Below are 12,113 nucleotides of genomic sequence, written 5' to 3'. Positions count from 1 at the left end.
AAATGAAAAACGTTTTGCGTCTTGGTGTGAATATCGATCACGTTGCCACACTCCGGAATGCGCGCGGTGGCGCCTGGCCGGACCCGCTGCGGGCCGCCCGGATCGCCTGCGAGGCCGGGGCGGACGGCATTACCGCCCACCTGCGCGAGGATCGGCGCCATATCATCGATTCCGACATTGCGCGTCTGCGTGCGGACATTCCGCTGCCTCTCAATCTCGAGATGGCCGTGACCGACGAGATGGTGGGCATTGCCCTGAAGACCCGCCCCCATGCGGCCTGCCTGGTCCCCGAGAAGCGCGAGGAGCGCACCACCGAGGGCGGTCTTGATGTCATCGGCGGGCGGGCGCGTCTGGCTCCGGCCATCGCGGCCCTTTCGGATGCCGGGATCCGGGTCTCCCTGTTTGTGGAGCCGGACCCCCGGGTTCTGGAGACCGCGCGGGCGCTGGGGGCTCCGGTTGTCGAGCTTCATACCGGTTCCTACTGTGACGCGGCGGACGGCCCGGCCCGGGAGCGGGAACTGGCCCGCATCGTCGAGGCGGCCCGGGTGGCAGAGGAACTGGGGCTGGAATGCCATGCGGGCCACGGCCTGACCTATGACACCGTGGGGCCCGTCGCGGCCATCGAGACCATCCGGGAACTGAACATCGGCCACTTCCTTGTGGGCGAGGCGGTCTTTGTGGGCCTGAAAGCGGCCATCGAGGGCATGCGCGCCCGGATGAACGCCGCCCGGCGGTAATCTCCCCCTTTCCGGCCCGATCGTCTCGGGTCGTCGGATGCGAGCGGCCCGGTGGGTCCGCCGGCCGCCTGCGGGACCGGACCGGACCCGGGAGCGGGCGTGCGTTAGCCTGTTGCCGTGTTTCTGTGCGGTTCCGCTGCCCCGCCACCTTCCCGCCCCCGCAACGCCTTGCCCCGCTGCCGTGCCATATCCCCCGCGCCCGCAACGCCCTGTCTCGCGGCCAGATTTGCTGCCAGGGGGCACGGGGCATCGGGAGGAAACCGGATGGGCTCCGGGCCGGATGTGTCAGGAGACCCGCCTGGCTCGGGGTGTCCGGCGGAATTGGATGTGCCCAGAGCCGGATGTATCGGGGGGCACGCATGGGTTGGGACAGGCCATGGGCGCGCCCGAGGGGGGCGGCCCCGGACGCCGACCCGTGCCGGTAGCCGGACCGGGCATCCGAGGCGTCGGGACAGACCCGGGTGCCGGGCGTGCGGCGGTTCTCCCACATCCCTCCTGTCTCCCTGTCCCCCATACCCCCCTATCCTTTCCTCTTGACACTGTCCTGCCTGGAGCGAGTACAAAGAAAGGGCGCGGGAGCCCGGATTCTCGCGAGAAAAACTTACGGGAGTCCGCATCGGTATGGGAAAGATCGTTCCTCTGGTTACCCTTCTCGTGTCGCTGGCCGTCGGTTCAACGGCCTCTGCCGCCCCGTCCCCCCGGCCGGTCCCTGAGCCCTCGGCTTCCGCTGCCACCGATGGCGCCGCGCCGCCGGTTCACCTGGCTCTCCACAAGGCGGTCTACGATCTGTCCCTGGCCCGGGCCGAGCGCGGGGGTATTGTGGCGTTCGCGGGCTCCCTGACCTTCCGGGTTGATGCGGCCTGCACGGGCTGGACAAACTCCGTGCACCTGGACGTGATGGTTCGCAACAGCCAGGGGCTGGAGACCAATAACGTTATGGAGTATTCCGCCTGGGAGAGCTTCGACGGGAACGACCTGTCCTTTTACAGCCGGTTGCTTTCAAACGACCGTGTTCAGGAAATCACCGAGGGGTCGGTCCGGCGGGATGCGAAACCGAAGGCGGGGGTGCAGCCCATTATCGCGCGTTTTGTCAAGCCGGAGGCCGAGGACGTCGTCGTGGCTGCCGGGGCCCTGTTCCCCAATGCCTACACCCGGGGGGTGGTTCAGGCGGGTCTTGAGGGGCGGCCGTTTATGTCGGCCAGTCTGTTCGACGGTTCTGTTCCGGGGGCGGGGTCTTTGGTGGCCACGGCCCTGACGCCGGTCACGTCCGATCCGTCGGCCAAACGGCTGGACAGCCCGCTTCTGAAAACCCGGGGCTGGATGGTGTCCATGGCGTATTTCCTGTCCGGGGACGAGGGGGCCGACGGATCCTCGGGGGATGGGGTTTCCAGTCATGAGCTCCGCGGTGTTCTGCACGAAAACGGTGTGATCTCGGATATGGTCCTGGATTACGGGAGCTTTTCCGTGAACGCGAAACTCAAGTCCCTCGAGGCCCTTCCGCAGCCCGACTGCGGGGGCTAGTCCCCTCCCGGCCTCCCGGCCTCCCGGCCTCCCGGCCTCCCGGCCTCCCGGCCTCCCGGCCCGAATGCCACGCTCAGGGACCGGCGTCCCTTCCCTCCGCCCGCCGGGGGGGCGGCGCTCCTCACCGCCCGTTCCCTCGCGGCGTGCCGGGCGCGCCCCGCCATTTCCAGGGATGTCCGGATGTCCTCCGGGGCGGCCGGCTCGCACGTGCGCCGGGGCCGGCCCAGGGCACAAGGGCTTCCGGGGCCCCCGGGGACAGGGCGCCATGCCCTCCGGCTCCTGCAATTTTTACGCGTTTTTCTGGCCTGTGTGGAGAGGGTTCTCGTCCCGCCTCCGGTCTGAAACCCGAGGGCGAGGCTGGAGAACACCGCGAGTCTGTATTTATAAAGGCTCTTGAAAATAGCCCGTTAAACGCGCACTATGGGCGTCCGAACAGTTTAAGGTTCTCCCTCCCTCCTGTTCGAGACATCACGGAGAAAAGCATGAAAAAAGCAGTTATGATTATTGGTGCCGCTCTTCTGCTGACCGCCTGCGATTCTGGCGAGACCAAAAGCAATGAGGATGCCGAAAAGGCTGTGGGTATGCCCAATCCGGCGTACACGTATTGTATCGAGGAGAAGGGTGGAAAGGTTGAGAACCGCCCGGCCGAGAGCGGAGATCTGGCGATCTGCATTCTGCCCGACGGGACCGAGATTGAGGTTTGGGAGCTTTTCCGTCAGGAGCACCCGCAGCCGGATGCGGATGGCGGTGAGACCGGCGACCAGGACGGCGACGGCGATAGCAAGTAGTCTCGTCAGTATCCTGTTCCAGAAAGCATTTCCAACTACGAATTCCAGGGGGCGTCCGCACACGGTGCGGGCGCCTTTTTCCTTGGCCTCCGGTGCGGGCGGGCTCATCCCGTGTGTCCGGTCCCGCTCCCGGAGCTCCCTGTGGTACACGGCCTGTAACGCCGGCCCCAGCCCCTTCGGTGTCCCGGTGTTCCCGCCCGCTCCCGCGGCCGCGGGTGGTCCGGCGGGCGGGGTGGACCGCCTGTTCTCTGAATTGGGGAGCGGCGGGCCCGGCGGGAGCGCGGCGCTCTCAAACCCGGCCTGGCCCCTGTCAGCGCAGTTGATTGTGCCCGGACGCTGTGCCAGAACAGAACCCCCCCGGGGACCGGAACCGGTCGGCCGCAGACCGTTTCCCGACGGCCCGGCCGGCCTTGCGCGCGAGCGCGGTTCATTTCGGATCCGCCCGGGCTGTCGAGGATTGTCGTTTCCATGCCCCATCCGCCGGATCACGCTCCCGTCTACCCGCCTCCTGTTCCGGCCCTGGCCGTCGGGGCGGAGGGGGGCGTCCTGGTGTTCCCCGGCGGCGAGATCGAGACCGTCCGCCCCGGTGTGGGTCTCCAGTCCCGCATCGAGAGCCTGCGCCCCATGGTGTGCCACCGGCTTCACGTGGCCCGGCGCCTTGGCCTGTCCTGGTTCCCCGCCTTCGACCTGATGGAGCTGTTTGCCTTTGCCTGCCCGGCGGAGTTTGCCTCGCCGACCCCTGGAGGCCTTGCCCGCGCGCTGGGGACGGCGCCTCCGGACAGCCTGGAGGCCGAGGCCCTTGTGCTTCCGGCGGCGGCCATGGCCCTGTTTGCCCGGCTGGCCCGGACAGCCTCGAAGGAACGGGAGACCGCGGTGGGTCTGGCCGAGGTCATGGGCCGGGGCGGCTGGGAATGGACGTTCCCGGTTCTCCAGGCCCTGGGTGCCGGACCCGAGCCCCGCAGCGGCGCGTCGCGGGCCTTTGCCGTCTGGTCGCGCCTGCCCGAGATCCCCGAGTTTCCGCCCCTGCCGCCTCCGGGCAACCTGTCCGTCACCCCGGACGAGGCCCGGGCCCGGCTGAAGTCCCTTCTGGGCGCGGATTCGGAGCATCGGGTCCAGCAGGCGGACTACACCTCGGCGGTGTGCCCGGCCTTCACTCCGGGAAAGCGGAAGAACGCACCCAACGTGGTCCTGGCGGAGGCCGGGACCGGGGTCGGCAAGACCCTTGGCTATATCGCGCCCTCCAGCCTGTGGGCCGAGAAGAACGGCGGCGCGGTCTGGATCAGCACCTACACCCGCAACCTTCAGCGCCAGCTGGACCAGGAGCTGGACCGGCTCTACCCCGACCCGGTGGAGAAGGCGCGCCACGTGGTGGTGCGCAAGGGGCGGGAAAACTATCTGTGCCTTCTGAACCTGGAGGAGGCCGTCCGCCGGATCGGCGCCAGTCCGCGGGAGGCGGTCCCCCTGGGCCTGATGGCCCGCTGGGCGGAGGCCACCCGGGACGGCGACATGATGGGCGGCGACTTCCCCGGCTGGCTGGCGGACCTGGCGGGGCGCGAGCGCACCCTGGGCCTTGCGGACCGGCGCGGCGAGTGCATCTTCTCGGGCTGCGACCACTTCAACCGCTGCTTTGTCGAGCGCGCCGTCCGGCGGGCGGGGCAGGCACGCCTTGTGGTGGCCAATCACGCGCTGGTCCTGGTTCAGGCGGCTCTGGGCGGCCTGGACGACGACAGCCACCCGACCCGTTACGTCTTTGACGAGGGGCACCACCTGTTCGATGCGGCGGATTCGGCCTTTGCGGTCCATGTCACGGCCCAGGAGGGCATGGAGATGCGCCGCTGGCTTCTGGGCGCCGAGGACGCCGGGGCCCGCTCCCGGGGGCGGGGCCTGAAGCGCCGGGCGGAAGGCCTGTTCGAGGCGGATACGGACGCCGCCGAGTTTCTGGATGACGCGCTGGCCGCGGCCTCGGTCCTTCCCTCCATGGGCTGGCAGGCCCGTCTTGCGGGGGGCTCGCCCCTTGGCCCTCTGGAGGCCCTTCTGGGCGCCTTCCGCGAGCAGGTCCACGCCCGGGCCCGGGACGGCGAGCGGGGGCACAGCCTGGAAACCGAGGTGGTCCCCGCCTCGGAGGCCCTTGTGGACTGCGCACCGGCCGCCCGCGAGGCGCTGGAGGCCCTGTTCACCCCCCTTCAGCAGTTCAGCCGGGCCCTGCTCAAGAGCCTGGACGCGGAGGCCGAGACCCTGGACAGCGCGGTGCGCCACCGGATCGAGTCCCTGGCCCGGTCCCTGGAGTGGCGGGTCATTGCGCCCCTGAGGGCCTGGCGCGATATCGTTCGCGGCCTGGGGGAGCCCACGCCCGACGGCTTTGTGGACTGGCTGGCGGTGGAGCGCAGCGACGGTCAGGAGCTGGACGTGGGGCTGTGCCGCCACTGGATCGATCCGACCCGCCCGCTCGCCGGTGTTCTGTCCCGCACGGCCCAGGGGGTGGTGATCACCTCGGCCACGCTGCGTGACCTGTCCGCGAACGATCCGGACCCGGAGGCCTCGTGGCGGGTGGCGGAGTGCCGCACCGGGGCCATCCACCTGGAGGAGCCGGCCATCCGGGCCGCGGTGGCCTCGCCCTATGACTACCCCTCCATGACCCGGGTGCTGATCGTCACCGACGTGGCCCGGGACGTGCCCGACCGGGTGGCCAGTGCCGTGTCCGCCCTGTTCCGGGCCTCGGGGGGCGGGGGGCTGGGGCTGTTCACGGCCGTGTCCCGTCTGCGGGCGGTGTACGACCGGATTGCGCCGGAGCTGGCCCGCCAGAACCTGCCCCTCTACGCCCAGCACGTGGACGCCATGGACACGGGCACGCTGGTGTCCATCTTCCGGGAGGAGGAAAATTCCTGCCTGCTGGGGACGGATGCGGTGCGCGACGGTGTGGATGTGCCCGGGCGGTCCCTGCGCCTGATTGTCTTCGATCGCGTCCCCTGGCCCCGCCCGGACATCCTCCACAAGGCCCGGCGGGACGTGTGGGGCAAGACCCGGTACGACGACCGCATCACCCGCCTGCGCCTGAAACAGGCCTTCGGGCGGCTTGTGCGCTCCAGCCGGGACCGGGGTGTGTTTGTGATGCTGGATTCCCGCACGCCGTCGCGCCTGCTGAGCGCCTTCCCCCCCGGTGTGGTGGTGGAGAGGGTCGGGCTGGCGGAGGCCGTGGCCATTGTCCGGGCCGAGAACGGGGGTGCTCCGCGAGAGCCCTGATCCTGCAGGCCGCCGGGCCTCCGGCGCGCGTGGATCCGTCCGCAGGGGGGCAGGGCCGGGGGCGTGGCGATTGTCCGCACGCGAGCGGGGGCCGAGTGTCCCGACGGGGGCAGAGGGGGCCCCACCGGGCGCCGTGAGGGTGTGTGTCCGCCCCCGCCAGTCCTGTGGCGTCGGCCACGATCCGGTTGCGCCGCCGGTGGTCTTGCCGATTCCTGTGGTGTCGGCCCTGAGCCGGTCGTTCCTTGTGTAGTCCTGCCGGAGCCCGCGGGTCGCTTCGGTGTCCACCCCCGATCCGGTCGCGCCGCCGGTGGTCTTGCCGGAGCCTGCGAGTCCCTGCCCACGTGAGCCCCGATCCGGTCCCGTTTCCGCCCGCGTCCGCCGGAGTCTGCCCGGGAAGACGGTCCCGGCCCCCCTTTCGGCCCGTGCGGGCGGCACAGCCGGTGCGGCTTTCTGTCCGCTCCCCGCTTCCTTTTTGCCCGACGGCCCGGGATGTCCCCCGGAAACCCGGGAAATCCGGCCTCGGCGCCGATCCGTGGGCCTGCTTCGGGTGGATTTTTTCCCCCGGATGAAAAAAGATGCGTTTTCTATGTTGACAATGATTATCAGTTGCTGGATAGTCGTCGTCAGAAGGCACTCCTGACTTCTAGTTCTGCCGCTTCTTTCCATGTCCGGTCGCATCGACCTCCGCCAGCAAAGGGGACGCATCGCCTGGCGGAAGTCAATCTGGGGAAAGCGGCCAAACCCCGTCCGGTTCTCTCCTCCCGGACGGGGTTTTCTTTTTGGCGTTTTCTGGTTAGGCTCTAGACTGAAGAGCAGCCCCGGACGTCCCCGTCCATTTGACACTTCGATTGCGCTGTTTCCGGACCGGGCCCGTCGGGGCTCCGGATCCCTTTTGCGTTCTGCCGTGGTGGCCTCAGGGCTCGCAGCCGGCAGGACGGGAGCCGCGCCAGTCCAAAGGAGGACATCGCGTGCCCTTAGACACTTCCGAACCGCACAGCGGTGCGTCTGCGTCGGAAACTCCGGTGGAGTCCCTCCCGGTCCAGGCCCAGCCTGAGGTGGCTCCGCCGAAATCCTCGTCCTTCTGGCCCGAACCGATTCAGCCCATGCAGCCCTATCCCTCGGCTCCGGCCCTGGGCTACGCGCACCGGGAAAGCTGGACCGCCGGAGAGGTTGGCCTTGCCCTACTGGCCGGCGTGATTTTCATGGCCCTGTGTGCCCGCTACCTGGGGCTCTGGGGCTCCTCCCGGAAGAAGACGAAGCCCCCCCATCGCCCCTTCTAGCCTTTCGGGAGCTGTCATGAGCGCGCAAGAGGTTCCTACATCCCGCGAGTCTGCCTCCAGACCCCGTGCACGGATCGCATTGCGCTCGACCCTCAGCACCCTTTTTGCCGTCCTCATCGCGGTGGCGGTTCTGTCCACCGCGACGGTGACGGGCTTCGTGTCCCTTCGGGCGACGGTGGTGCGGCTGTGCTCCCAGAGCGAGACCATCGCCACCCTGATTGCCGACCGCCTGGGGGCCGCGGGGGCGGTCTCGGACGCGGGCGGGCTGTCCGGCGACGCCCGGACCCTTCTGGAGCGGCTGGCCTCCCACGACAACATCGAGAGCATCCGGCTGTTTGACGCCCGGCGGCGGGTTCTCTTTTCCGTCAATGCGGGGGAGGCCACCGAGGAGGACATCCGCCTTGTGAAGCAGGCCCTGGTGGAGGGGCAGGCCCTGTCGCGGATCGCCTACACACCCCGGTCGTTTCTCTTTCTGGATCCGCCCATGCTGCTGGTTGCGGTGCCCATTCCCCACGGCCAGGTGGACACCTCCAGCGCCCTTCTTCTGAGCCTGACCACCCGGGATCTGAACGCGTCGGCCCGGCTCCAGTTCCTGACCGCGACGGCCCTGTGCCTTGTCCTGATTTCCGTGGGGGTGATGCTGTCGCGCTCGCTGGTGGGGCGGGCGACCGAGAGCCTGGGCACGCTGACCAGCGACATGGCCCGGCTGGCCGAGGACAACTTCAAGCCGGATGCCAGCATCAAGGCCTCGATCGAGTCCCTCAAGAACGAGCGGGTTATGGAGATCGAGACCCTGGCCTCCGGGTTTGAATCCCTCCTGACCCGCCTGGAGTTCTATCTGGTCACCCTGCGGGAGACCTACCAGCAGAAACAGAAGATGGAGGACGAGGTCTCTGCGGCCCGGGCCATCCAGATGGGCCTCCTGCCCAACAATTTTGACGTCCGCATTGCCCGGAACGTGGATCTGTACGCCGTTGTCGATCCGGCAAAGGCCGTGGGCGGCGACCTGTATGATTTCTTCCCCATCGATTCCCGCCACCTGTACTTTGTCATCGGGGACGTGTCGGACAAGGGCTTCCCCGCGGCCCTGTTCATGGCCATTACCAAGACGCTCCTGGGGGCCGCCGTCCGGGACGATCCCGAGCACCTCCAGAACGCCCTGACCGCCGTGAACCAGACCCTGCTGCGCAACAACCCGGAGGGCATGTTCGTGACCCTGGTGGCCGGTGTCCTGAACATGGAGACCGGGCGGGTCACTTACGTGGATGCGGGGCATGAGCCGGCCATTGTCCTCAACCGCGCCGAGGGAACAGCCCGGCGCATCGAGAAGGTGGGGGGCGAGCCCCTGGGGCTGTTCGAGGACACGGTCTACACCATCGGGACCATCCAGCTTGGTGCCGGGGACGCCGTGGTTTTCTATACGGACGGCGTGACCGAGGCCATGAACCCCCAGAGGGACCAGTACACCGCCGATCGCCTGGAGAAGGCCCTGGCGCCCCTTGCCAGCACGGGCAGCGCCCGGGAGATCGTGGACCGCGTTCTGGAGGACGTGGGGGAGTTCCGGAAGGATCAGGCCCAGAGCGACGACATCGCCCTGATGGCCATCCGCTGGGAGGGGCGCTAGAGCGCTCCCTCTTGCGCTCGCCGGTGTCCGCAGTCGGCCCCCGGTTCAGCCGGAGGGGCTGCCCTTGGCCGTCACGGAGTCCCGGGCCTCTTTGGAGCCCTGCCGGGCGAGGGCATCCGCCCGCTCGTTGTCCTCGTGACCGGCGTGGCCGCGCACCCACTCCCACTCCAGGGTGTGGGGTTTCATGGCCGCCTCCAGCCTCTGCCAGAGATCCACGTTGCGCACGGTCTGTTTCGACGCCGTCTTCCAGCCGTTTTTCCGCCAGCCGTGGATCCAGCGGGTGATCCCGTCGTGCACGTAGCGGGAGTCCGTGTGGATCCGCACGGCGACGGGGCGCTTCAGGCTTTCCAGCGCGGCGATGACGGCCATCATCTCCATGCGGTTGTTCGTGGTGTCGGGGTCGCTTCCGTAGAAGGTTTTTTCGTGCCCGCCCCAGCGCAGGAGCACGCCCCAGCCTCCGGGGCCCGGGTTGCCGGAACAGGCTCCGTCGGTGAAGGCGTCCACCCGGACCGGACCGGCGGCCTCGCGCCCGGTGTCGCTTCCGCTCGTGCTCACGGTCTCGCTCACGGCCGCAGCCCGTATTCGAGGGCACTGCGGACCCTCTGGTGGAAGCGCAGACGGTCCACGTACTCCATGGGGTTCTTGATGGTCACCATGGCGCCCTTGGGGGTGTTGGCGGCGTCATAAAGCCGGGTGAGAAGGAAGCGCAGGGCCGCGCCCCGGGCCAGGATCGGCAGGGCCTCGATCTCGGCGGGCGTGAGCGGGCGGACGCTCTGGTAGCCCGCAATCATGTGCAGGCCCTTGGTGGCGTTGAACTCGCGCTGGTTCTCGAAGCACCAGGAGTTCAGGCAGATGCACAGGTCATAGGCCAGAAGGTCGTTGCAGGCGAAATAGAAGTCGATCAGGCCCGACAGCGTGCCGTCCAGGAAGAAGACGTTGTCCGGAAACAGGTCCGCATGGATCACCCCGGTGGGCAGGTCGTGGGGCCAGTTGTCCTTCAGGAACGCGAGTTCGGCGGCAATCTCGTCGGACAGTCCCGGGGTCCACTCGTCCGCCAGGTGGCCCGTGTCCCGGAACAGGCCTTCCCAGCCCTCGAGGGACAGGGCGTTCGCCCGCGTGTGGGGGTAGGACTGGCCCGCAAGGTGCATCTCCGCCAGAGCTTTCCCCAGCTGTCCGCACTGGGCGACCCCGGGGCGGCGGGGCCAGGCGCCGGGCAGGAACGTGAAGATGGCCGCCGGGCGGTTCTTCAGGCGGCGCAGCGCGGTGCCGTCCCGTCCGGGCACCGGCTGGGGGCAGGCCACGCCCTTTTCCGAGAAATGACGCATCAGCCCCAGGAAGTAGGGGAGGTCTCCCTCCTTCACCCGTTTTTCGTAGAGCGTCAGGATAAAGGGGCCCTGGTCCGTCATCAGCAGGTAGTTGGAGTTCTCGACCCCCTCGGCGATTCCCTTCAGCGCGAGCGGCTGCCCGATGTCGTAGTGCGTCAGGAATTCTGCCAGATCGTCGTCGAAGACTTCGGTGTAGACCGCCATGCCCGTGCTGCCTTTCCATGGAGCGATTTTTCAAGGGTCGTTCCTACCACGGCGCGCGACCGGCTGCAAACGGGCTGGTGCCCGGTCGGAAAAAGGAACGCCCGCGTGCAGGTCCGGACTGTTCATGGAGTGGTTAAAAGTCTATCCTTGGTCCGTTGTTGTCCCGTTTCCCCTTGCTGCGAGGCCGATTCATGTCCAGGTCCTGCCGTCGCTCCGGTTTCCGTGCCGGATCCAGTCTCTCGGGTGCCGCGGTTCTGTTTCTTCTTGGCGGGTGCAATGCGTTCGTTACGGAAGACGGCCGGGCCTGCCCCCATGTGCGCATTGATGCGGCCACGGCCCAGCTGGTCCAGTTCGGCCCCGGTCCGGGGCGGGACGTGACAGACGAGCGGCTTTCGGCGCGGGTGCTCGTTCCCGAGGGCGGGTGCGCGTATGATTCCTCCGGGGTCACGGTGGACATGAACGTGTCCTTCCAGCTGGAGCTGGGGCCCGCCGCCCGGGACGGGCGCGAGGCCGCGTTCGAGTACTTTGTGGCCATCCCCGAGTTCTACCCCTCCGAGGCGGCCAAGCAGGTCTACCCGGTGTCGGTGCGCTTCCCGGACAGCGTGGACCGGATCGTCTACCGCGACGAGCGGGTTGAGGTTCGCCTCCCCCTCGAGGCGGGGGAGGATGCCTCCGGCCTCGACATCTATGTGGGCCTGCAGCTGACGGAGGGGGAGCTTCGCTACAACCAGGCCCGCTCCGCCCGCCAGCCCTGAGGCCGGGGGAGGATGCCTCCGGGCTCGACATCTGTGTGGGCCTGCGGCTGACGGAGGGGGAGGGCTGTATCCGGGAGCCGGGATGATCCGGCGCCGGGCTCCCTCGCGCCCGCTGCGATCCGCTGCGGGGCGCCGAGAGTCTGCCGAGAGCCCTCTGTGAGCCCGTTGCGCTCGGGCCCCTCGTGCCCGTTGCACTCCGGCCCTTCGTGCCCGCTGTGGCCCGGCCCTGAGCCCGTTGCGCTCCGGCCCATTCGCGCCCGCTGTGGCCCGGCTGCAAGTCCTCCACCAGCCCGGGCGTTGGGCCCCCGGTTCGGGGCCTCCTTGGGCCTGTCCTTGGCCCTGCCGGAGCCCCCCGCCCGGCGCTTCGGGGCCGTCCGGATCCCCTGCGGGCCCTCACACCACGTCCCTGTCTTCGCAGAGGGGCGTTTTTTTGTGCCCGCGCCCCGGCGGGCCCCAGCTTTTCTTGTGCAAATCCATAAAATAATGTGATCGCTGTGCCTGGGTTTATGGATTTTTGGCCCTTTATAGCCTCTGTTTTCCAGAAATCAAAACGGGCTTGATTTAATTGTCTTATGGCCGAACAATGCTCTGCTTCGCGCGCGCCCGTTGGTTTCTCGCGGGCCGTCCCGGGTGTTCCCA

General features: G+C 68.4%; 9 protein-coding genes. 7 read left to right on the top strand and 2 right to left on the bottom strand.

Going from position 1 to position 12,113, the window contains the following annotated elements:
* Positions 1 to 2 precede the first annotated feature (2 nt).
* From IHV25_RS01135 to IHV25_RS01110, 6 genes are all read left to right on the top strand, one after another.
* Entirely contained in the window at positions 3 to 737 is a 735-nt protein-coding gene (locus IHV25_RS01135) for a pyridoxine 5'-phosphate synthase (RefSeq protein WP_192533129.1), read from the top strand.
* Positions 738 to 1,358: 621 nt separating this feature from the next.
* On the top strand, positions 1,359 to 2,258 hold the full coding sequence (locus tag IHV25_RS01130) for an EipB family protein (RefSeq protein WP_192533128.1): 900 nt from the start codon (positions 1,359 to 1,361) through the stop codon (positions 2,256 to 2,258).
* 482 nt (positions 2,259 to 2,740) lie between these two features.
* A complete protein-coding gene (locus tag IHV25_RS01125; protein ID WP_192533127.1) occupies positions 2,741 to 3,046 on the top strand; it encodes a putative hemolysin in 306 nt (101 codons plus the stop codon).
* A 468-nt stretch (positions 3,047 to 3,514) separates the two neighbouring features.
* On the top strand, positions 3,515 to 6,286 hold the full coding sequence (locus IHV25_RS01120) for an ATP-dependent DNA helicase (protein ID WP_192533126.1): 2,772 nt from the start codon (positions 3,515 to 3,517) through the stop codon (positions 6,284 to 6,286).
* Between the two features lie 968 nt (positions 6,287 to 7,254).
* Positions 7,255 to 7,566, top strand: coding sequence for a hypothetical protein (locus IHV25_RS01115; protein ID WP_192533125.1), 312 nt, complete (start codon positions 7,255 to 7,257; stop codon positions 7,564 to 7,566).
* Positions 7,567 to 7,582: 16 nt separating this feature from the next.
* Complete coding sequence (locus IHV25_RS01110) at positions 7,583 to 9,190, top strand: PP2C family protein-serine/threonine phosphatase (RefSeq protein ID WP_192533124.1); 1,608 nt, start codon at positions 7,583 to 7,585, stop codon at positions 9,188 to 9,190.
* Between the two features lie 45 nt (positions 9,191 to 9,235).
* On the opposite strand, the gene rnhA is transcribed toward IHV25_RS01110, so the two are convergent.
* Together rnhA and IHV25_RS01100 are read right to left on the bottom strand one after the other, a co-directional pair.
* Entirely contained in the window at positions 9,236 to 9,745 is a 510-nt protein-coding gene (gene rnhA / locus IHV25_RS01105; protein ID WP_192533123.1) for a ribonuclease HI, read from the bottom strand.
* A gap of 8 nt (positions 9,746 to 9,753) precedes the next feature.
* A complete protein-coding gene (locus tag IHV25_RS01100) occupies positions 9,754 to 10,719 on the bottom strand; it encodes a homoserine kinase (RefSeq protein ID WP_192533122.1) in 966 nt (321 codons plus the stop codon).
* A gap of 191 nt (positions 10,720 to 10,910) precedes the next feature.
* Here IHV25_RS01100 and IHV25_RS01095 point away from each other — a divergent pair, with 191 nt between their 5' ends.
* On the top strand, positions 10,911 to 11,474 hold the full coding sequence (locus IHV25_RS01095; RefSeq protein WP_192533121.1) for a hypothetical protein: 564 nt from the start codon (positions 10,911 to 10,913) through the stop codon (positions 11,472 to 11,474).
* The last annotated feature ends 639 nt before the right edge of the window (positions 11,475 to 12,113 follow it).

Origin of the sequence: Phaeovibrio sulfidiphilus, assembly GCF_014861485.1 — a bacterium.
GTDB classification, from domain to species: Bacteria; Pseudomonadota; Alphaproteobacteria; order Rhodospirillales; family Rhodospirillaceae; genus Phaeovibrio; species Phaeovibrio sulfidiphilus.
This window is presented reverse-complemented; position numbering and strand designations above follow the sequence as displayed.